Origin of the sequence: Massilia sp. S19_KUP03_FR1, assembly GCF_036688685.1 — a bacterium.
GTDB lineage: Bacteria > Pseudomonadota > Gammaproteobacteria > Burkholderiales > Burkholderiaceae_D > JALYUM01.
Genome location: NZ_JAQQPS010000016.1, coordinates 88283 through 108507 on the forward strand (window position 1 = coordinate 88283; position 20225 = coordinate 108507).

A 20225-nucleotide genomic window follows, 5' to 3' on the forward strand; every position below is an offset into this window, starting at 1 on the left:
TCGAACAGTGCCTGTAACAGGGAGTACATGGTCATTGGCGGGTCATCGCCACCGGAAGTAAATTTTTAACAAATCGAGGCCAAAAAAAGCCACCCGAAGGTGGCATCATTGCTTAAAAGCTCATACGAATCATTCGGGTCAGTGTCGAATTGTTCGCCAATATCCCCCGACCAATTACTTGCGGGCAGCGTTTTTCGGCTTGGTTTTGATGGTGTCGAGAATCGACGGCCGCACTTTCGATTGCGGTGCGATGAACGGGGTCGGCGCTGGTGCGCGCTCGGTCTTGCGGCGCGGCGCGGCGGCAAATTTGTCGAGCGTGCCGGCGCCGGAGGTCTGGCGCTTGCGCTCGCCGGCAGCCAGGCCACCGTCTTCCGACGCCTGCCACGACGGTACCAGGTGCTTGTCGCCATTGCCGATCAGGTCGCCACGGCCCATATTCACCAGGGTTTCGCGCAGGATTGGCCAGTTGGCCGGATCCTGGTAGCGCAGGAACGCTTTATGGGCGCGCCGCACCTTGCCGCTGCGTGCCGTTTCCACCACTTCCGAATCGGCCGTCACCTTGTGCAGCGGGTTCTTGCGCGAGTGGTACATGGTGGTGGCCATCGCCATCGGGGTCGGCATGAAGGTCTGCACCTGGTCGAGCTTGAAGTTGTTCTTCTTCAGCCACAGGGCCAGATTGAGCATGTCGAGGTCGGTGGTACCCGGGTGCGCGGCAATAAAATACGGGATCAGGTACTGCTTCTTGCCGGCTTCCAGCGAGAAGCGGTCGAACATTTCCTTGAACTCGTCGTAGGCGCCGATGCCCGGCTTCATCATTTTATTCAGCGTGCCCTCTTCCGTGTGCTCCGGCGCGATCTTCAGCAGGCCGCCCACGTGGTGGGTCACCAGCTCTTTCACATACTCCGGCGAGCGCACGGCCAGGTCGTAACGCAAGCCCGAGCTGATCAAGACTTTCTTGATGCCCGGTATGGCACGCGCCTTGCGGTACAGCGAAATGAGCTTGCTGTGATCGGTTCCCAGGTTCACGCAAATGGTCGGGAACACGCACGACAGGCGGCGGCACGATTCCTCGATGGTCTTGTCTTTGCAGGCCAGGCGATACATGTTCGCGGTGGGGCCGCCCATGTCGGAAATCGTCCCCGTAAAACCTTTGGTTTTGTCGCGGATGTGCTCGATTTCGCGCAGGATAGACGGCTCCGAACGGCTCTGGATGATGCGCCCCTCGTGCTCGGTAATCGAGCAGAACGTGCAGCCGCCAAAGCAGCCGCGCATGATGTTCACGGAGAAGCGGATCATGTCCCACGCCGGGATCTTGGCTTTGCCGTAGCTCGGATGCGGCGCGCGCGCGTAGTTCATGTCATAGACGCCATCCATCTCGTCCATCTGCAGCGGCAGCGGTGGCGGATTGAGCCAGACGTCGCGTTCGCCGTGCGCCTGCACCATCGCGCGCGCATTGCCCGGGTTCGACTCCAGGTGGAACACGCGCGAAGCGTGCGCATACTGCACCGGGTCTGCGCTGACCGTTTCAAAAGACGGCAAGCGCACCACGGTTTTATTGTGCACTTCCTTGGCCATGGCCAGGCGCTCTTCGCGCGACATGATGCGGATCGGCTTGATGTTCTCGACCGGCGTCGCGTTCTCCTTGGCGCAGGCGGTGGTGTCTTCCTGGGCCATATTGTACGGGCTGTAGTGCGGATCGATCTTGCCGGGCACGTCGACCCGGGTCGACCCGGTCTCGCCCCAGTCGGCGGCGGGCAACCAGCCGGCGGGGACCATGAAGGCGGTGCCGCGCAGGTCGCGGATATCCTTGATGTTTTCGCCGGCAGCGAGGCGGTGCGTCAGGTCGACCAGCGCGCGCTCGGCGTTACCGAACAGCAGCAGATCGGCCTTCGAATCGGGCAGCACTGAACGGCGCACCTTGTCCGACCAGTAATCGTAGTGGGCGATGCGGCGCAGCGATGCTTCGATACTGCCGATGACCAGCGGCACGCCCGGATACGCTTCGCGCACGCGCTGCGAATACACGGTGACGGCGCGGTCGGGCCGCTTATTCGGTTCGCCGTTGGCCGTGTAGGCATCGTCGGAGCGGATCTTGCGGTCGGCCGTGTATTGATTCACCATCGAATCCATATTCCCGGCGGTGACGCCGAAATACAGGTTCGGCTTGCCCAGCACCTTGAACGGTTCCGCCGAGTGCCAGTCGGGCTGGCTGATGATGCCAACCTTGAAGCCTTGCGCTTCGAGCAGGCGCCCGACCAGCGCCATGCCGAAGCTCGGGTGGTCGATGTAGGCATCCCCGGTCACCAGGATCACGTCGCAACTATCCCAGCCCAGCACGTCCATTTCGGCGCGAGACATAGGCAGGAAGGGCGCGACAGGGGCGCGGCTGGACCGTTTTGGAACGGTCGCAAATAAATTGATTGGGGAGCTCATGGGGCGGTATTGTACCGGAAAACCGCAATACCTTCTCCCCCGCACCCGAAAAACGGCTTAGTTATCAATCACTTGGCAACATCGCTATGGATTGAAACGGTCAGATGCCCATGCTCGCCAGCATATTGCCCAGTTCGCGCAGGGCCGGTTCCAGGCGCGGATGCTTGACGGCGAAGCTGGCCGAGAGCTCCTGCGCGCGGGTCGAGAGACCGTAAGCATCGGCATCGGCTGCGTCGGCGGCGCGGCGCTCGAGCACCTGCTTGATATCGCTGTCGAGCTGGCGCAGCAGATCCTGGGTTTCATCGTCGACGTCGCCACCGGCCGCGGCCAGATTCTGGTGCAGCGTGTGCAGATGGGTTTTCAGCGCCAGCGCGCTGGCGGCCGACGATGGCGTCAGGATGTTCGGGGTCTCGTTATTGGTCATGCTGTGCTCCTGTTTCAGTGAACTGCGTCTCCAGGTACAACGCCTCGACGCGCTCGCGCGCCCAGGGTGTCTTGCGCAGAAACTTCAGGCTCGACTTGATGCTGGGGTCATTGGTAAAACAATTGATGTCGATCTTGCGCGCAAGGCCGTCCCAGCCGTAGTGGGTCACCAGCCGGGTTAACAGCGATTCTAAGGTAATACCGTGCAGGGCTTGAACACTCATTGCAATTGCTTTCTTCGACAGAGGTAAACAGTGTACACACCGGCACACAAAAAGGCCTGGAGCGCTTATGCACTGCAGATTGCCGCCTTATTAAAAATGACATAACCTGCAAAATTGCAACTATTCCCGAGACCCTTCATGCGCTTCGTGTCCTGCCGCCTTGCCTTTCTCAGTCTGACCCTTCTGCTCACGACAACGGCCGCAGTGGGCCAGCCAATGACGCCCGCCCCGGGCCCTTACGCGGTCGGTCTGCACATCGTTCAACAATTTGACGCAAGCCGCGGCGCTACCCCGAAACTGGCCATCTTTGACGACGGCAAACCGGCCGGTGCGGCGCGGCCCATGCAGACACTGGTCTGGTACCCGGCGCAAGCCTCCGGCGCTGCCCATGTGCGCTATCTCGACTACCTGCAAAGCAGCATGATGGCCGACGATTTCACGCTTTCGGCGGCGGCGCTCGCCAATGCCAGCAAAAAATGGGAGGGCAATCCCGCAGCGCAAGCGACGATGCTGGCCGTGCGCGACGCCAAAGCGGCCAGCGGCACGTTCCCTGTGGTGATCTACGCACCCAGCTTCAATGCTGACCCCGACAAGAATGCGGACCTGTGCGAATACCTCGCCAGCCATGGCTACATCGTGCTCGCCAGCGCCAGCCGCGGCGCGCATGCGCGCGGGATGACCGACGACCTCGCAGGCGCAGAGGCGCAGGCAACGGACATCCTGTGGCTGGCATCCTACGCCGCGACCGTGCCCGGCGCCGACCTGTCGAAACTGGCCGTCGCGGGATTCAGCTGGGGCGGCCTGGCGAATGTGATCGCCGCCTCGCATTCGGGCCGCGTCAAGGCGCTGGTCAGCCTGGACGGCTCGGTGCGCTACTATCCGCAACTGCTGACTGGGTCCGTCACGCCGGCGAATACCGCAGTGCCGATCCTGTCGATCGGCTCCCGCCCACCATCGCTGGAAACACTCAACGAACGCGAAAAGAGCACCGCGCTCAGCTTTCTCAACAAGATGGTGTTCTCCGATGTGTACCTCGCCACGATGCAGTCGATGGAACACCGGGATTTTTCCGCGTCATGGATCCGGCTCGGCGCCGAGGCGAGCTTCGTCGACTACAGCCGCGCCGAGGTCACGCTGGCGCACAACTGGACGGCCCGTTATGTGCGCGCATTTCTCGACGCCTACCTGAAGCAGGACGCCGCCGGCATGGCCTTTTTGAAAGCGAAGCCGGAAACGAACGGCGTGCCGACCCACATGATGGACATGAAAGTACGGCCGGCGTCCGCCATCCTGCCATCCAAATTCGCGTTCACGGCCGAATTCAAGCGACGCCAATTCAAGGACGCCGGCGCCATTTACGACGCCATGCAAAAAAGCGCACCGGATTTCAAGATGATTGCGTCAGAATTGAATACGCTGGGTTATGAAATGCTGGGCAAGAAGCATCCACAGGGAGCGATTGAATTGTTCAAGCTGGGGATCAGGCTGGAACCGCGCTGGGGCGCTATCGAGGATAGTCTGGGAGAAGCGTACGAGGCGGCGGGGGAACCGACGCTGGCGCTGGCCGCGTATGAACGGGCGCTGGTGCTCACCCCGGATATGCCAAGTTCGGCGGCGCGCGTCAAAGCGCTGCGCAAAGCGCCATAAAAAAAGCCACGGATGCGCAGGCGCCCGTGGCTTGTTCCAGAACCTTGCAGGTGGCTCAGTTGCCGGTCAGGCCGCGCCGCTCCAGCAAGGGCGCGATCACCGCATCACGCCCGCGGAAATTGCGGTACATCTGCATCGCATCGATGGTGCCGCCGCGCGAGAGCAGCGTTTTGCGGAAATGGTCGCCATTCTTGCGCGTCAGGCCGCCATGTTCCTTGAACCATTCAACGGTATCGGCATCGAGCTTCTCGGCCCACAAATAACCGTAGTAACCGGCCGAATACCCGCCCGAAAACACGTGCGAAAAATAGGTCGTGCGATAACGCGGCGGCACCAGCGCGAAATCGACGCCGGCCGTGCGCAATGCGCTCGCTTCAAACCCCAGCACGTCGGTCGGGATCTGGTTCACGCCCAATTGGTGCCAGCTTTGATCGAGGAGCGAGGCTGCCAGATACTCGGTGGTGCGGAAGCCTTCATTGAATTTTTTGCTGGCCTGTACTTTATCCAGCAATTCTTTCGGCATTGGCGCACCGGTCTGGTAATGCTTGGCGTAGTTGGCCAGCACTTCCGGCCAGACCGACCACATTTCATTGACCTGCGACGGGAACTCGACGTAATCGCGCGGCACGCGGGTACCCGAGAAGCGCGGGTATTTCACGTCCGAAAACATGCCGTGCAGCGCGTGGCCGAATTCGTGGAACATCGTGCGCACTTCGTCGTAGGTCATCAAGGTCGGCTCGCCGGCGGCCGGTTTCGGAATATTCAGGTTATTCGAGATGACCGGTTTCGTGCCCATCAGCGAACTTTGCGCCACATACGCATTGGCCCATGCACCGCCGCGCTTGTTGCTGCGCGCGTAAGGGTCGATCAGGAAAATCGCCAGCTGCGTGCCGTCTTCGTTGAACACGTCGAAGGTGCGCACGTCCGGGTCGTACACCGGCAAATCCTTGCGCTCCTTGAAGGTCAGGCCGTATTCCTTACCGGCGGCGAAGAACACGCCATTGATCAGCACATTGTTGTATTCAAAATATGGGCGCAGCTGGCCGGCGTCGAAGGCGTAACGCTCGGCACGCACTTTGTCGCTATAAAACGCCCAGTCTTCGGGACCGGCCTGAAAACCGCCCTTCTCCTTGTCGATCATTTTCTGGATTTCGGCCGCTTCCTTGCGCGCATTGTTCACGGCAGGTTTGGCGAACTCGGCCAGCAGCTTGTTGACGGCGCCAGTGGTTTTCGCGGTCTGGTCTTCCAGCATGTACGCAGCGTGGCTTGGATAGCCCAGCAGTGCTGCGCGTTCGGCGCGCTGTTTGGCGATCTGCAGCACAACTTCGCGGTTGTCGAAGGCGCCGCCGTGGCTGCCGCGCGCCATCGAGGCGGCCAGCAGGCGCGTGCGCGTGGCGCGGTTGGTCAGCTCGGACAAGGCGGCCTGGCCGGTGGTATTCACGACCGGCAGCACGAACTTGCCGTCCAGGCCGCGTTTCTTCGCTTCGAGCGCGGCGGCGTCGATGGCCTTTTCCGGCATGCCGGCCAGTTCTGCACGCGTGTCGACCACCAGGGCCGAGGCCATCGCTTCCTTCAGCACGTTCTGGCTGAAGGTGGTTTGCAGGGCGGCCAGCTGGCTGTTGTAGGCTTTCAGTTTCTGCTTGTCGGCATCCGACAATTTGGCGCCGGCGCGCACGAAATCAGTGTTGTAGCGCTCCAGCAGGTAATGCGATTCCACGTCGAGGCGCAGGCCACGGCGCTTCTCGTACAGCGACTTGATTCGCGCGTACAGTTTCGGGTTCAGGCGGATCGCATCGCTGTGGGCCGCCAGTTTCGGCGACAGCTCTTTGTCGAGCGCGTTCAGGGTGTCGTTGGTATTGGCGCCGATTAGGCTGCTGAAGACGGTACCGACGCGGTTCAGCAAGCGACCCGAACGCTCCATGGCGACGATGGTGTTTTCAAAACTGGGCGCGGCCTTATTGTTGGCAATGGCGTCGATTTCCACCATCTGCTGGCGCATGCCCTCGGCAAACGCCGGTGCGAAATCTTCATTCTTGATCTTGTCGAACGCAGGGTAGCCGTACTGCAGCGTGCTTTCCCTGGCGAAGGGATTGGCGGCGTCCAGCATCGAGGCTGGCTCGGCAGCGCCGGCAACATTGGCGACGGCGGCAGCCGTGGCGAGGAACAGCAGGTGGGATGATTTCATGTGAAATGGGTAGTTTATATTTGGACAAAAAAAGGGTGAACGGTTGCCCGTCCACCCTGAATTAGTAAATCAGTTCAGGCCGCGGCGCTCAAGCAGCGGCTCGATCACCGGGTCACGGCCGCGGAAGTCATGGAACAGGCGCATGGCTTCAGCCGAACCGCCGCGCGACAACAAGGTCTTGCGGAAATGGTCGCCATTCTTGCGCGACAGGCCACCGCTCTTGGTGAACCAGTCGACCGTATCGGCGTCGAGCTTCTCGGCCCACAGGTAGCCGTAGTAGCCGGCCGAGTAGCCGCCCGCGAACGCGTGCGAGAAGTAGGTGGTGCGATAGCGCGGCGGCACCAGCGCGTAATCGACGCCGGCGTCTTTCAGGGACGCCGCTTCGAAGGCGAGCACGTCGGTCGGGATTTGCGCCGGGGCCAGCTGGTGCCAGCGCTGGTCGAGCAGGGACGCCGACAGGTACTCGGCCGTCACGAAGCCCATATTGAATTTCTTGGCCGCGACCACTTTATCGAGCAATGCTTTCGGCATCGGCGCGCCGGTCTCGTAGTGCTTGGCATAGTTGGCCAGCACTTCCGGCCACAGCGCCCACATCTCGTTGACCTGGGATGGATACTCGACGAAATCGCGCGGCACATTGGTACCGGAGAAACGCGGGTACTTCACGTTCGAGAACATGCCGTGCAAGGCGTGGCCGAATTCGTGGAAGGCAGTTTTGACTTCGTCGTAGGTCAGCAGGGTCGGCTGGCCGGCCGGCGGTTTTGGAATGTTCAAGTGATTCGCAACCACCGGATGGGTGCCCATCAGGCCCGACTGCGAAACATATTCATTCATCCACGCGCCGCCCTGCTTGTTGCCGCGGGCGTACATGTCGGCGATGAAGATGGCCAGCTGCTTGCCGTTGGCATCGAACACGTCAAAGGTGCGCACGTCCGGATTCCAGACCGGCAGGTCCTTGCGTTCCTTGAAGGTGATGCCGTATTCCTTGGTGGCGGCGAAGAACACACCATTGATCAGCACGTTGTTCAGCTCGAAGTAGGGTTTCAGCTGGTTTTCGTCGAAGGCGTATTTGGCGGCGCGCACCTTGTCGGTATAAAACGCCCAGTCTGACGCATCGGCCTGGAAGCCACCCTTGTTCGCATCGATCAGCTTCTGGATTTCGCCGGCTTCCTTGCGTGCATTGTTGATGGCAGGTTTGGCCAGTTCGGCCAGCAGCTTGTTCACGTTGCCGGTGTTATTCGCGGTCTGGTCGTCCAGCGAATACGCGGCGTAGTTCGGGTAGCCCAGCAGTACGGCCTTGTCGGCGCGCAGTTTCGCCAGCTTCAGCACGACCTGGGTGTTGTCGAACTCGCCGCCACGGCTGCCGCGCGCCAGCGACGCTTTCATCAAGCGCTCGCGCACGGCACGATCGGTCAATTCGGCGGTCAATGGCTGGCCGGTGGTGTTCACGATGGCCAGCACATATTTGCCATCCAGGCCGCGTTTTTTGGCCTCGGCAGCGGCGGCGTCGATGGCGCCCGGCGTCATGCCGTCCAGGTCCGACTTCTTGTCGATGACCAGGGCCGACGCATTCAGCTCCTTCAGCACGTTCTGGGCGAAGGTCGTCTGCAGGCCGGCCAGTTCGCTGTTGGTGGCTTTCAACTTGTCCTTGTCAGCGGCCGACAGGTTGGCGCCGGCGCGCACGAAGTCCTTGTAATAGCGCTCGAGCAAATATTTCGATTCTGCATCCAGACCCGCCTTGTCGCGCTTGGCGTACAAGGTCTTGACGCGCTGGAACAGCTTGTCGTTCAGGTAGATGGCATCGGTGTGGGCCGCCAGTTTCGGCGACATTTCACGGTCGATCGCGTCGAGTGTGTCGTTGGTGTTGGCGCCTTGCAGGTTCGAGAACGTGGTCCCGACGCGCGTCAGCATCTGGCCGGACCGCTCCATCGCGACGATGGTGTTGTCAAACGTCGGCGCCTTGGCGTTGTTGGCGATGGTGTCGATTTCTGCCAGGTGTGCGCGCATGCCGGCCGCATAGGCAGGCAGGAAATGCTCGTCCTTGATCTTGTCGAAGGCCGGGTACTGGAACGGCAGCGTGCTGGGCTTGGCGAACGGATTCGACGCATCCAGGCTGGCGGCTGCCGATGCCGCGACCGGGGCGGCAGGTGCAGCGATGGCTGGGGTGGCATACGCAAGCACGAGGCTGGCAGCGACGATGAGCATTTTAGGACGATTCATTGTTACTTTCACGGGCAAGAAAAGAAACCGCCGGACGTGGTCCGGCAGACGTGCGCCGCCGATCATAGCAGGGAAATAATTGGTGTGTCACAAGGAAAAATGTCAGTACAGCACCCATGCGCGCCCTGGTATTGACATGCTGCGGCGCACCATGGGGCCACCCAAAACGGTGTTACCAGCCCAGCTCGCCGGTTGCTGGCGTGCCGACGGAAAAGATGCCCATCAAGATCGCCACCCAGGCAATGGCACCCAGGACGATCCACACGTAGTTGGCCGTGGTGAGTGCGGCATTCGTCGCGCCTTCCGGGTCGCCACACGCCAGATTGATTTTCTCCTGGGCCGCGCCCATGGCATACCCCAGTGGCAGCAGGATCAGGAGCGACAACAGATCGGGCCAGAAGGCGTCGCCGGACCGGTTCGACAGTCGCGACAAGCCGTTCGACAGGATGATCAGCACGACCACCAGCGTGGCATGGTTCCCGTTTTCCCAGGCGGCGACGCGCGCATTGTCCGGCGCATGCTGTTTCACGACCCGGAACAGCGAATGCACGAAAAAAATCGAAAACAGCGCGCGCGGCACCGGCCAGATCGAGGGGCCCGATTCGGATGCGGACGGTTTCCCGTCCTTGAAGCAGCGCCAGTTTTTATAGAACCAGTAAAGCTGATACCCGCCCAGTGTCATGAAAAACAGGATCGCGAATTTACGCAGCGAGACCACGTAAAACTGCGCTGCACGCGTCGCGTCGGTCAGTGGCGCTGCCACCGCGGTAGGAGAGCTGAAGTCGGTCATGGTGGCCATTCGAAAGGATGAAAAAAGAGGCGCCAGCGCGCTCGCCCCACATCCAGACGATTCTAGGTTATCGCCCGAAAGAAAGCATCTCTTACTTTTCCCGCATCATGCGCTGTTCAATGCGCCGGTCCGGAATGAACCATAGCGCCGCGACGGCAACATACATGGCAAATCCAAGCCAGGGATGCACGAAGGCGAGCGCGACGCCCAGCACATACATGGCCAGCGACAGGAAACCTTTCCGGTCCGAACCGATCGCTTCGGCCAAAGCCTGGTTTTCCTGCTGGTGGCGGGTCAAGGTGCGCACCAGGATCGAATATGACATGGCGCACAGGAGCAGGTTGGCCCCATAGAGCGCCACCGGCGCCGTGGCGAAATGGTTTTCGCCCATCCAGCCGCTGGTAAAGGGAATCAGCGATAGCCAGAACAGCAGATGCAGGTTGGACCACAGCGCGGGGCCGTGGATGCCATGGACGGCCTGGAACAGGTGGTGGTGGTTGTTCCAGTAAATGCCGACGTAGATGAAGCTGAGAACGTAGCTGATGAATACCGGGGCGAGCGCCGCCAAGTCATTGAAACTGGCGCCGTGCGGCACTTTCAGCTCCAGCACCATGATTGTGATGATGATGGCGATGACGCCGTCGCTGAAGGCTTCGATTCTGCTTTTGCCCATCTTGTTCCTCGACCTTACATACTTGCTGGCCTGCGTCGAACTATTTACTGGCCGGGATTTTTCGAAATGTCGACGTCACCGTCATCGACTTGGGTCGCGTTCCATCAGGCCGTGCTGCGAACACTTTCATGGCCTCTTCGTCGTATTCGGTAACGAGCGTCAGAGTTTGATCGCGTACTGTTGCCAGCTTACGGGAGGTGTAGCCAATCTGGTTCGGAAAATCCGAGGCAGTAATCGTCGATTCTATTCTGCCATCGCTCATCGGGCGATAGGTCCCTGACGATTGATGCGGAGGTTCATTACTACGCCAAGTCCCATCAGTCCGATACTCAAGTATTGACCCATCAGTGAACTCATACTTGCGGACTACTAACCCGTCGGCTATCTGAACAAAATTTGCATGCCGCCAGATACCAATCAACGGATCAACGGGCGACTCTGCAAGGCAAAATAATGGCAGACCAGAAAGAAGCAAAGTGGCAAACGCTTTTCCAAGCCTTGATTTCATCATGCTCATCGCAGATTCCTCTGTGGGTTATTTGCATACTTAAGCTTGTTCCTGTAGATGCCGACGTAAACAAAACTGAGAACGTCGCTGCCGAACACGGACAGCAGTGGCAGGAGCTCATCGAATGAGGCGCCGTGCGGCAACTTCAGTTCGAGGATCATGATGGTGATGGCGATGACGCCGTCGCTGACGGCTTCGAGCCTGCCTTTGCCCATCTCCCCCCTTGTTGACGACTTTGTTCGTGTCACATTCTCTAGCCAGAAGCGTCCCGCCTCCCCAATCGAAAGGCACGTGTCCCTCTATAAATTGCAAACATAAACGGGAGGGCAATAAAGATAATTCCCGGCAGGAGATTTTTTAAACCCATCATGAACGATTCAAGCCGATGAGTACGATGCCATTCATTGCCGGGGAGGATCCAACCAAAAATAGTCAGCGCTGACCAAAGAAACAACACACGAACTGCAATATTTAGCGGTGTGAGGAGTCCTCGTGTCAGAAGGGAAGCGGCTACCGGCACACCAACCAGCCCAAGCAGGGGAAGCACAAAAACGAGCGAAAGCATTGTCGTATAGATCATCCAGCCAGGCACAATCGACCAGCGTTGCGTCTCATGCAGGAGTCCATTCGCTACCCGGCCGCTGAATTCGATGTAGGACCCAACAAAACTCATGCCAACGAGGCCAACAGCAACGCAAGAGTAAGCCAGCACGAGCGGTTTGTCACCGATTTGGCTAAAAGCCTCACCTAACATTGTTCGCCAAATGAAGAAAGTAGCCATAACCGCTGCACCGATGAGCGCGAGTCCGAATGCGCTTGTAAGCCAGGAAAATAGCCAATCAGTAGGCATTATGGCCTCATTTTTTTCATGACCTGATCGTCAACTATACGCTCTTCTTTATAGTTTCTCGTTGATGAGTAACTTCCATACTGAATGTTGAAACCAGCTGCGATTGGTATCGCTTGCAAACTGCGCCAGTTCGGACATGTCGCCTTCGTAGCGCCGATAGAGTGCGAGCAGCTCTCGTAGACTCGCTTGCGACAGCCGCTTCGACTTGAGCCGTATGATCAATTCCCTTCCTTGCCCCTGCACGCCGGTTACGCATGGAATGGATTGCAGCCAGCCGAAAAACGCGGCTTCATCGCTGCGGGAGTAGTAACGCATTGGCGCTGTCCAGATCAACTCTGCCATAGTCCCTCTCGCGCGTTGTGTATCTCGTCTGCACCACGGCTACGATTTCCGTTCACTGATAGGTAATTTGCATACCTGAGCTTGGTCCAATGGATGCAGATATAGACGAAGCTGAGGACAATAAAAACCGCCTCCGGAGCACAAGATCGTGCGACGAGGCGGTGCGTGATGATCCAGCCGCGCGAATCCGCAGCACGCCCATCCTGTCTTATTTCGGCGTCGGCTTCATGTAGTCGACGAAATTCTCGGTGAAATCGTCGAGATTCGATTCCAGCATCAAGCGGAACTGGCCGGTGAAGTACGCCAGTGCCCGCTCCCGTTCGAGTTTCATGTTCTCTGCGCTGCCGGTCGTTTTCGCCAGGATGAAGGCATTAAAGCGCGCCGCGGCATACATGGTGGACGAGCCGACCTCATTTGGCGCAGCGGCGCTGCACTGCTCGTTGACGACGTTGATGACGGCATTGAGGCGCTCCCAGAATGCCGGGTCAGGGATATTGTCACTCATGATTTATTTATAGTGTGGGTTGATGCGAACCAGCGGAATTACTTTTCCGCCGCGTCGAGGTGAAAAATGGCATATGCCTTCGCTGGCGTTTTTTCGGTCGGCTTGTGGACCTGCACCTGCGCGCAATCTTCTGCGCACAAGCTGCGCCAGTTGGCGATACCGGCATTCGAGAAAGCCGCTGTCGCTTTTGAACCCAGGCTCAAATCCAGCGCCAGCCGCGCATTGCGTGCGCCGCTTTTTGCGTAATTGACGCCCTGCAGTTCGATGCCGTACGGCGCCAGCCATGGTTCCCACAAGCCCGATTCAACGCCCCGCACGATGCGCGCAAGAATGTCGTCGAGCGACAAGCCTTTTTTGACGACAGCGCGCAGAACCTGCAGCGATGGTGCTTCACGGGCATCGGGGCTGGCCTTGCCGGCGCCCCGGTCGTTGATCGATTTCAGCTCTTTCGAGAAAGCCGCGTCGCGCTCGGTGTAGTCGCGCATCCGGCCATAGAATGCCGCATCGAGGAAAGGGTTTTCCGGGCGACCCGCTGGCGCCTCAGTGGCTGTTTTTGCGGGAGGCTGTTTTTTGTTCGTCATGGTGTGTGCATTGAGGTGTGAGGCGACAGTTTAGCATTGCCGCCTTTGGTCCCGGGCCCAGTGTCCGCGACCGGAAATTCTGCGCGCAACAGACCGTAGACATATTGGTCGACAAACGCACCATTGAGCCATTCGTCCTGGCGCAGGATCCCTTCGCGCGTAAAGCCCAGCCTGTCGGCCACCGCCGCGCTCGGTGCATTGGTCGCCGCACAATGCAGTTCGATGCGGTTCAGCTGCAGCGTCCCGAAACAGTAACCCAGGATCACGCGCAGCGACGCCGTCATGATGCCCTGGCCCTCGAACGCGTGGCCAAGGAAATAGCCAATTTTGGCCTTGCGGTCAAACGGATCGATGTCTTTGACGCGGATCGACCCGCACAGTGTCGCGCCGGAAAATAGGTACCATTCCAGCACCTCGCCCTGCGCGGCCGATTCGACTGCGGCTTGCAGATACAGGCGCGCCTGTTCCAGCGTGGCCAGCTGCGCGACGGCAGGAAGAAAGGTGCGCAGATGGGCGACGTTTTGCGCAACCAGGCTGGCCAGCGCTGCTGCGTGCCCAACTTGTGCGGGCACCAGCGCGAAGGCAGGCGAGGCCACAATCAAGTCCTGCACAGCTTATCGTTCCCCGTCGGGCGCGCGGCGCTCCTGGCTGACCAGTTGCCAGTGTCCATCCACGCGCGCGAATTTCATCACGGCAGACGAAAGTCCGCCTTTTTCCACCGTCAGCCGGATGAGATCGGGACTGGCCTGCCCGGACACCAGGTGCTGGCCGGGGACCGGATGGTCGGTGTCGATGACGTCGCTCGGATTGAAGGGGCCGCCGGGCTCGGAGATCGGCCACATTTCTTCCCGCACGGCCACCACTTCGGCCGGCAGTTGCGCGATCCGGGACACCGCTTGCGGGGCCGCGTTGGCCGCACCTGCCAACAGCCAGGCGCAGGCGATCGACAGCGGTTTGCTTCCTTGCATAGGATCCTCCGCACGCAGCGCCATGGTTTCAGTCAAGAGATTCTAACTGAAACAGGTGGCGCTGCCGGTTTGGCACCGTGCGGTTTGCGAAGGCAGTTAATCGCAGCTGAAGCGCGCACTGCCGTCCAGCGCCAACGGCAACACCAGTGTGCGCAGGCCCAGTTTCGTGGCGTCGAGGCACAGGGTGTCGCGCGCGCTCCCCGCGGCCTGATAGGACTTGGCATATTCCGCGTTGAAGACCGGTTTACCGGCGCTCACAAAGGCCGCGTAAGCGCCGCACTCCTTGTATTGATGGCACTGTTCATTGACGGCCAGGTCAAAATCGCCGACCAGGTCTGCCACCTGGTCCACATTGTTTTTCAGCGCGATTGCCAAGCCACGCGCATGTGCTTCGCTGGCCAGGAAACGGTTGTAGTCGAGCTGGGTACTGGCCGTCAGCGCGAAGCCGGGGTTGTTGGTGTAACCGTCCACGTTGTCAGGCTCGACCCCGTCGCAGCCTTTGCTTTTGGCCAGGTCCAGGCGTTGTTTCATGATGGCCCTGACATTGCCCGAGCGCGTATCGAGCCAGCGCTCGCCCGCCCAGCCGTCGAGCGCATTGCCCATGTCCGCCGCAGCAAAGCTGGTGAAGTCGGCGCGCCAGTTTTCTGAACTGCCAGCCGAGAAATAGCACAGCACTTTCATGCCGCGATTTTGCAAGGCCAGGATCGTCGTTGCCGAGGTATCGTACAAATCGATATCGTAGACTTTGACGTCATACGTGGTGTTCAGTGTGCCGGTGAGCTGCCATTGCCAGGTATCGGTCACCATCGGGCGCCAGATCTGACCAACGGTGGGTGCTGGCGTTGGCGTCGTCGCAGGTATTGGTGTCGTTACCGGTGTCGGTGTCGGTGTCGTTACCGGTGTCGGTGTCGGTGTCGTTACCGGCGTCCCTACCGGTGTGGGTGTCGTCACCGGCGTTGGCGTCGTCACCGGCACGGTGGACGCTGGCGATGCTGCAGCGTCGCCGCCGCCACCGCCGCCGCACCCACCCAGCGAGAATGTCACGGCAGTCAAAGCAAGAACAATCAGCGATCCGGGCAGGTGTGCGATGTGCATAGTGATTTCTTTTCCAGCAAAATAAATGAGAGGCAAGGCCAGCTAACAGCGTCAGCATGGTAAGTTACCAAGGTCAAATATTTACGCGTGGAAACAAATCGTAACACTCAAAGCACTGCACGCTCTCCGTGTCTCAATAGTGCGGCGGGCGGTCGTTGGTGGGATTCTGACCCGACTGCTGGCTGTTGCGGATGTGCTCGGCCATCTTGTTGACCAGCGCTTCGAGCTGGTCGATGCGCTTCGATTGCTGGTAGACGACATCGTTGAGCGACTCGACCAGATCCTCCTGGTGCGCCAGCTTGATTTCGATATCGACAAAACGGTCTTCCTGACTCACGGTGCATCCTTGCTGCGAATGAAAGCGTCATTATGCCAGCCACGCCGCCCTCAGCGACCCGGGTCACCGCCGGGCGGCTACGGATCGGCCTGCATTCGATGCAGTGAACCGGCGCGCTACACCTTGGGCGTAGCCAGCAAGGCCTTCAAACTGGCCAGCCTGTCCTTGGGCGAAATCTTTTCCGACTCCATCGGCGGCGCCGTGCCTTCGTCGAGCGCCATTTCCTTGATGAAGCGCGACACGTCGCAATGGACCTGTTCGCCGGCCCGTTTGCGCTTCTTGCACCACGTCACGTACAGCGTGCGCTGCGCACGCGTGATGCCCACGTACATCAGCCGGCGCTCTTCCTCGATGCGCGCGCCGATCGTCTCCACTGATGCATCCGGGTCGCCCTTGTGCGGCAAAATCCCCTCCTCCACGCCGACCAGGAACACGTGCGGAAATTCCAGTCCCTTCGAGGCGTGCAGGGTCGACATGCGCACGGCGTCCTGTTCCTCGTCCTGCCCTTCCAGCATCGACATCAGCGCCACCATCTGGGTCAATTCCAGCAGATTCTTTTCTTCTCCCGATTTGTCCTTGCCGCCATTGCCGCGCTCCTTGAGCCAGTTGGTGAATTCCAGCACGTTCTGCCATTTGCTTTGCGCGGCGCGGTCCTCGAAGGTGTCGTACAGGTAGTTTTCGTAGTTGATCTCTTTCATCATGTCGTCCAGCACGGCGCCGGCGTTTTCTCCACTGCCGGCCGCCCCGGGCCGACTCGCGCGCGACTCCAGGTTGTTGATGAAATTGCAGAAACTGCGCAGCGGCACCAGCTGGCGATCGGGCAGCAGCGCTTCGATACCGCCTTTGAGAGTTGCCTCGAACAGCGAGCAATTCCACTGTTTCGAAAATGCGCCCAGCACTTCCAGCGTCGCCATGCCGACGCCCCGCTTCGGCGTGGTGACGGCGCGAATAAAAGCCGGGTCGTCGCCGTCGTTGGCGATCAGGCGCAAATAACTGATGATGTCCTTGATTTCGGCCTTGTCAAAAAAGCTCTGGCCGCCGGAAATGGTGTACGGAATGCGTTCCTTGCGCATCGATTGCTCGATCACGCGCGCCTGGTGATTGCCGCGATACAGAATCGCGTAATCGGACCATTTATTTTTTCTCTGGAACCGGTCGGCCGAAATCATGATGGCGACCTGCTCCGCTTCCTGGTCGTCGGTTTGCATGCCCAGCACCGTAATCGGCTCGCCCAGGCCGTGTTCCGACCACAGCTTTTTATCGAAAATCTTCGGGTTGTTGCCGATGACGGCATTCGCCGCCTGCAAAATGCGCGTGGTGGAACGGTAATTCTGTTCGAGTTTAATCACGCGCAGGTCGGGGAAATCGACCTGCAGCGTTTTGAGGTTTTCGACCGAGGCGCCGCGCCAGGCATAAATGGCCTGGTCGTCATCGCCCACGGCGGTGAACATCGGCTTTTTGTTGATGCCCGTGACCAGCAATTTCACCAGCTCGTACTGGCAGGTGTTGGTATCCTGGTATTCGTCCATCAGCAAATAACGCAATCTTCTCTGCCATTTGTCGCGAATCGGGTCGTTATTCCGGAACAGTTCCACCGGCAGGCGGATCAGGTCATCGAAATCGACCGCCTGGTAGGCGGCCAGGGTAGCGACATAACTGCGGAAAATCCGCGCCGATTGGGCCATTTCTTCGTCGGCCGCGTCGCGAACGGCGTCGTCGGGTTCGACCAGGCCATTCTTCCACAGCGAAATGTGGTTCTGGATGCGGCGAATTTCCTGTTTATCGGTCGAAATGGCCAGATCCTGTACCAGCGCGAAACAATCGTCGCTGTCCATGATCGAAAACCGGTCCTTCAAACCCACGCCGGCGGCTTCCTGGCGCAGGATTTTGACGCCCAGCGAGTGAAAGGTCGACACCGTCAATTGCTTGGCCTGGCGCGGTTGTTTGAGTAATTTGGCAATCCGTTCCTGCATTTCCAGCGCGGCTTTATTGGTGAACGTCAGCGCAGCGATGGTGCGCGGATCGTAGCCGCACTCCTCGATCATGTAGGCGATTTTCTGGGTGATCACGCGCGTTTTGCCCGAGCCGGCGCCGGCCAGCACCAGGCACGGGCCGTCGAGATACATGACAGCTTCGCTCTGCGGGATGTTCAGGCCAAACTTTGCTGCGGTGGACATGAGGGGCACTTCCTTGACAGTCAGCCGGCCATTGTAGCGCGCTACCGAAATGACAGGCACCATGCGCTTGCGTTACCATCGCCTGTCCGCCATTGAACCCGAGTCCACGCACGATGAAATTTGAACACCTGATCGAAATTAACGACCCGCTCAATCCCCTGATCGACCCGATGACGCGCGAGCAACTCTGGCGCGGCCTGGTCCTGCATGCCGAACAGCCCAAGCTGTTCATGCCGCACCTGGACGAGTGCACCATTGTCGAACGCAGCCCCGGCGAACTCCACCGCTCGCGCCGCTTCGGCAAACTGATCGTCGAAGACCATGTCAGCATGACGCCGCTGCAGCAGATCCGCTACGACGTGCACGCACAGGGCGAGATCAGCGCGTCGAGCCTGACCATCACCATCGAAACACCATCCGATGAATTGCTGTTCGTGCGTTTTAAATATGACGATGGCCACGATGCGGTGACCGATGAGGCGAACAAGATGTACGACGAATACAAAAAATCGGCGTACCAGGAGGCCGATATCGACGCGATCCGGATTGTGCGGGAGCTGGCGGTGGAAGGCAGGTTGGACGCGAGTTATCTCAACTAGCGTAACCCTGTCCACCAGCGTTAATACCGTCACCCCCGTTTAATAACGTCACCCCCGCAAATACCGTCACCCCCGCGAAGGCGGGGGCCCATAAGCCGTCAAACGCGGACGCAAGCTCTGCGCAAAGGTGCTATAGGTCCCCGCCTGCGCGGGGATGACGTGCAGGCAGCGGTGGTGCTACTTACGTCCCCGGCTCCGCATCCGACGCATACGTCTCGGTATCGTGCCCATCCCTCGCCAGGCTGGCGTGCAAGTCGCGTAACGCCGTCCGCACGCCCTCTTCGATGACGGGATGATAAAACGGCATGTCCAGCATCTGCTCGACGCTCATGCGCGCCTGACATGCCCACGCCAGCAGGTGCGCCAGATGTTCGGCCCGCGGCCCGACCATCTCGGCGCCCAGGAAGCGCCCGGTACCGTACTGCGCATACACCCGCAACAAGCCCTTGTGTTGCAACATGACCCGGCTACGCCCCTGGTTTTCAAACGAGACTTTACCGATCGCAAACTTGGGCTTGCCCGGCTCGCACAGCGCTTTGTAGCTCTGGCCCAGCACGGCGATCTGCGGTTCGGTGAACGTGATGGCCAGCGGGGTGCGACGCAAGCCCGGGCGCACATCGGGGAAGCGTCCGGCGTTGTCGCCCGCGATCTTGCCGTGGTCGGCCGCCTCGGGCAGGACCGGACGCTCGTTGTTGGCGTCGCCGGCGATGAAAATGTGGCTGGCGCCGCACTGCATGGTGGTAATGTCGAACAGCGGGATGCCTTTGTCGTCGAGCGCAATGCCGGTGTGTTCGATCCCGAGCTTGCCAACATTCGGCGTGCGGCCCGCGGTCTGCAGCACGTACTGGAAGCGCTCGGTCGATTCGTCGCCGTTCGCATCGCGCACCGTCAAGGCAAGCGCATCGCCATCACGCACGGCCTTGACGACCTGCACCTGGAAGCGCAAATCGAGCTCTTCTCCGAGCGCGCGCGTGGCCACGTGCAGCACCTCCGGGTCGCTCAGGTTGGCGATGCTGCCGCCGCGCGCGTGGAAGCGCACACGCACGCCCAGGCGCGCCAGGGCCTGGCCCAGTTCCAGGCCAATCACGCCGGTGCCGATCACGGCCACCGATTCGGGCAGGTCGGTCCATTCGAACACATCGTCGCTGGTGATCGCGCCTTCCAGGCCTGCCAGTTGCGGCAGCACGGCCGGTGTCGAGCCGGTGGCAATCACGATGCGCGCCGCTTCCACTTCGGTATGGTCGTCGATCTGCAGCGTGTGCGGTCCGGTGAAACGCGCGTGGCCGCGCAGCTTGTCGTCTGCGGGGATGCCGTCGACGCTGTCGAGCACGAAGCCGACGAAGCGGTCGCGCTCGCGGCGCACGCGGTCCATCACTGCAACGCCGTCGATATGCACCGCGCCGGCATGCACGCCGAAGCCGCTGGCGGCATCGAGCATATGCGCCGCGTGCGCCGCTGAAATGAGCAGTTTGCTGGGCATGCAGCCGACCCGCGCGCAGGTGGTGCCGTACGCGCCACCTTCGATGACGACCGTGCGCGCCCCCTGGGCGTGGGCGGCGCGGTAGGCGGCCAGGCCGGCGGTACCGGTGCCGATGATGGCCACATCGACTTTCATTTGTTTCATGGTGCGTTCCCTGGGTTAGAGCGACGCCATGACGATACCCTCTT

At 60.2% G+C, this 20225-nt stretch carries 20 protein-coding genes and 1 pseudogene; 2 read left to right on the forward strand and 19 right to left on the reverse strand.

The window, feature by feature from the left end:
• Positions 1-174 precede the first annotated feature (174 nt).
• The 3 genes from V6M87_RS18195 to V6M87_RS18205 form a co-directional block, all read right to left on the reverse strand.
• A complete protein-coding gene (locus tag V6M87_RS18195) occupies positions 175-2358 on the reverse strand; it encodes a YgiQ family radical SAM protein (RefSeq protein WP_332878063.1) in 2184 nt (727 codons plus the stop codon).
• A 175-nt stretch (positions 2359-2533) separates the two neighbouring features.
• Positions 2534-2857, reverse strand: coding sequence for a DUF4404 family protein (locus V6M87_RS18200; protein ID WP_332878064.1), 324 nt, complete (start codon positions 2855-2857; stop codon positions 2534-2536).
• Positions 2847-3080: a VF530 family protein gene (locus V6M87_RS18205; protein WP_332878065.1), complete on the reverse strand. Its 234-nt coding sequence runs from the start codon at positions 3078-3080 to the stop codon at positions 2847-2849. The genes V6M87_RS18200 and V6M87_RS18205 overlap by 11 nt, the downstream gene beginning before the upstream one ends.
• Positions 3081-3218: 138 nt before the next feature.
• Here V6M87_RS18205 and V6M87_RS18210 point away from each other — a divergent pair, with 138 nt between their 5' ends.
• Positions 3219-4727, forward strand: a complete 1509-nt coding sequence (locus tag V6M87_RS18210) for a CocE/NonD family hydrolase (protein WP_332878066.1) — start codon at positions 3219-3221, stop codon at positions 4725-4727.
• Positions 4728-4782: 55 nt separating this feature from the next.
• Here V6M87_RS18210 and V6M87_RS18215 read toward each other — a convergent pair whose 3' ends face one another.
• The 15 genes and pseudogenes from V6M87_RS18215 to V6M87_RS18285 all read right to left on the reverse strand — a co-directional run bounded on the left by V6M87_RS18215 (position 4783) and on the right by V6M87_RS18285 (position 17958).
• Positions 4783-6912 carry a M3 family metallopeptidase gene (locus V6M87_RS18215; RefSeq protein WP_332878067.1) on the reverse strand — a complete coding sequence of 710 codons (2130 nt, stop codon included), beginning with the start codon at positions 6910-6912 and terminating at the stop codon, positions 4783-4785.
• Between the two features lie 69 nt (positions 6913-6981).
• Complete coding sequence (locus V6M87_RS18220; protein ID WP_332878068.1) at positions 6982-9132, reverse strand: M3 family metallopeptidase; 2151 nt, start codon at positions 9130-9132, stop codon at positions 6982-6984.
• Between the two features lie 172 nt (positions 9133-9304).
• A complete protein-coding gene (locus tag V6M87_RS18225; protein WP_332878069.1) occupies positions 9305-9922 on the reverse strand; it encodes a hypothetical protein in 618 nt (205 codons plus the stop codon).
• Between the two features lie 91 nt (positions 9923-10013).
• The gene (locus V6M87_RS18230) at positions 10014-10595 is read right to left on the reverse strand and encodes a TMEM175 family protein (protein ID WP_332878070.1); all 582 of its coding nucleotides are present in this window, start codon (positions 10593-10595) and stop codon (positions 10014-10016) included.
• A 40-nt stretch (positions 10596-10635) separates the two neighbouring features.
• A complete protein-coding gene (locus tag V6M87_RS18235) occupies positions 10636-11112 on the reverse strand; it encodes a hypothetical protein (RefSeq protein ID WP_332878071.1) in 477 nt (158 codons plus the stop codon).
• 38 nt (positions 11113-11150) lie between these two features.
• Positions 11151-11318: pseudogene (locus V6M87_RS18240) on the reverse strand (TMEM175 family protein); the annotation flags it as partial.
• A gap of 38 nt (positions 11319-11356) precedes the next feature.
• Positions 11357-11953 carry a hypothetical protein gene (locus V6M87_RS18245; protein WP_332878072.1) on the reverse strand — a complete coding sequence of 199 codons (597 nt, stop codon included), beginning with the start codon at positions 11951-11953 and terminating at the stop codon, positions 11357-11359.
• A gap of 48 nt (positions 11954-12001) precedes the next feature.
• Entirely contained in the window at positions 12002-12295 is a 294-nt protein-coding gene (locus V6M87_RS18250) for a hypothetical protein (RefSeq protein ID WP_332878073.1), read from the reverse strand.
• A gap of 208 nt (positions 12296-12503) precedes the next feature.
• Entirely contained in the window at positions 12504-12800 is a 297-nt protein-coding gene (locus V6M87_RS18255) for a DUF3144 domain-containing protein (protein WP_332878074.1), read from the reverse strand.
• A 38-nt stretch (positions 12801-12838) separates the two neighbouring features.
• The gene (locus V6M87_RS18260; RefSeq protein ID WP_332878075.1) at positions 12839-13381 is read right to left on the reverse strand and encodes a hypothetical protein; all 543 of its coding nucleotides are present in this window, start codon (positions 13379-13381) and stop codon (positions 12839-12841) included.
• Positions 13378-13992: a GNAT family N-acetyltransferase gene (locus V6M87_RS18265; RefSeq protein ID WP_332878076.1), complete on the reverse strand. Its 615-nt coding sequence runs from the start codon at positions 13990-13992 to the stop codon at positions 13378-13380. Before V6M87_RS18265 ends, V6M87_RS18260 begins: the two co-directional genes overlap by 4 nt.
• A 3-nt stretch (positions 13993-13995) precedes the next feature.
• Complete coding sequence (locus V6M87_RS18270) at positions 13996-14349, reverse strand: hypothetical protein (protein WP_332878077.1); 354 nt, start codon at positions 14347-14349, stop codon at positions 13996-13998.
• Between the two features lie 96 nt (positions 14350-14445).
• Positions 14446-15444, reverse strand: a complete 999-nt coding sequence (locus V6M87_RS18275) for an endo alpha-1,4 polygalactosaminidase (RefSeq protein WP_332878078.1) — start codon at positions 15442-15444, stop codon at positions 14446-14448.
• 133 nt (positions 15445-15577) lie between these two features.
• The gene (locus V6M87_RS18280; protein WP_332878079.1) at positions 15578-15781 is read right to left on the reverse strand and encodes a SlyX family protein; all 204 of its coding nucleotides are present in this window, start codon (positions 15779-15781) and stop codon (positions 15578-15580) included.
• A 116-nt stretch (positions 15782-15897) separates the two neighbouring features.
• Positions 15898-17958 carry a UvrD-helicase domain-containing protein gene (locus tag V6M87_RS18285; RefSeq protein WP_332878080.1) on the reverse strand — a complete coding sequence of 687 codons (2061 nt, stop codon included), beginning with the start codon at positions 17956-17958 and terminating at the stop codon, positions 15898-15900.
• 113 nt (positions 17959-18071) lie between these two features.
• Between V6M87_RS18285 and V6M87_RS18290 the strand changes: the two genes are divergently transcribed.
• Complete coding sequence (locus V6M87_RS18290) at positions 18072-18557, forward strand: SRPBCC family protein (RefSeq protein ID WP_332878081.1); 486 nt, start codon at positions 18072-18074, stop codon at positions 18555-18557.
• Between the two features lie 181 nt (positions 18558-18738).
• On the opposite strand, the gene V6M87_RS18295 is transcribed toward V6M87_RS18290, so the two are convergent.
• Positions 18739-20181: a dihydrolipoyl dehydrogenase gene (locus tag V6M87_RS18295; protein ID WP_332878082.1), complete on the reverse strand. Its 1443-nt coding sequence runs from the start codon at positions 20179-20181 to the stop codon at positions 18739-18741.
• Positions 20182-20225 lie beyond the last annotated feature (44 nt).

Excerpts from the sequence above, each read along its gene's own strand:
- V6M87_RS18195 (WP_332878063.1), bottom strand. The coding sequence starts at position 2,358 with ATGTCTCGCGCCGAAATGGACGTGCTGGGCTGGGATAGTTGCGACGTG.
- V6M87_RS18200 (WP_332878064.1), bottom strand. The coding sequence starts at position 2,857 with ATGACCAATAACGAGACCCCGAACATCCTGACGCCATCGTCGGCCGCC.
- V6M87_RS18205 (WP_332878065.1), bottom strand. The coding sequence starts at position 3,080 with ATGAGTGTTCAAGCCCTGCACGGTATTACCTTAGAATCGCTGTTAACC.
- V6M87_RS18210 (WP_332878066.1), top strand. The coding sequence starts at position 3,219 with ATGCGCTTCGTGTCCTGCCGCCTTGCCTTTCTCAGTCTGACCCTTCTG.
- V6M87_RS18215 (WP_332878067.1), bottom strand. The coding sequence starts at position 6,912 with ATGAAATCATCCCACCTGCTGTTCCTCGCCACGGCTGCCGCCGTCGCC.
- V6M87_RS18220 (WP_332878068.1), bottom strand. The coding sequence starts at position 9,132 with ATGAATCGTCCTAAAATGCTCATCGTCGCTGCCAGCCTCGTGCTTGCG.
- V6M87_RS18225 (WP_332878069.1), bottom strand. The coding sequence starts at position 9,922 with ATGACCGACTTCAGCTCTCCTACCGCGGTGGCAGCGCCACTGACCGAC.
- V6M87_RS18230 (WP_332878070.1), bottom strand. The coding sequence starts at position 10,595 with ATGGGCAAAAGCAGAATCGAAGCCTTCAGCGACGGCGTCATCGCCATC.
- V6M87_RS18235 (WP_332878071.1), bottom strand. The coding sequence starts at position 11,112 with ATGAGCATGATGAAATCAAGGCTTGGAAAAGCGTTTGCCACTTTGCTT.
- V6M87_RS18245 (WP_332878072.1), bottom strand. The coding sequence starts at position 11,953 with ATGCCTACTGATTGGCTATTTTCCTGGCTTACAAGCGCATTCGGACTC.
- V6M87_RS18250 (WP_332878073.1), bottom strand. The coding sequence starts at position 12,295 with ATGGCAGAGTTGATCTGGACAGCGCCAATGCGTTACTACTCCCGCAGC.
- V6M87_RS18255 (WP_332878074.1), bottom strand. The coding sequence starts at position 12,800 with ATGAGTGACAATATCCCTGACCCGGCATTCTGGGAGCGCCTCAATGCC.
- V6M87_RS18260 (WP_332878075.1), bottom strand. The coding sequence starts at position 13,381 with ATGACGAACAAAAAACAGCCTCCCGCAAAAACAGCCACTGAGGCGCCA.
- V6M87_RS18270 (WP_332878077.1), bottom strand. The coding sequence starts at position 14,349 with ATGCAAGGAAGCAAACCGCTGTCGATCGCCTGCGCCTGGCTGTTGGCA.
- V6M87_RS18275 (WP_332878078.1), bottom strand. The coding sequence starts at position 15,444 with ATGCACATCGCACACCTGCCCGGATCGCTGATTGTTCTTGCTTTGACT.
- V6M87_RS18285 (WP_332878080.1), bottom strand. The coding sequence starts at position 17,958 with ATGTCCACCGCAGCAAAGTTTGGCCTGAACATCCCGCAGAGCGAAGCT.
- V6M87_RS18290 (WP_332878081.1), top strand. The coding sequence starts at position 18,072 with ATGAAATTTGAACACCTGATCGAAATTAACGACCCGCTCAATCCCCTG.
- V6M87_RS18295 (WP_332878082.1), bottom strand. The coding sequence starts at position 20,181 with ATGAAACAAATGAAAGTCGATGTGGCCATCATCGGCACCGGTACCGCC.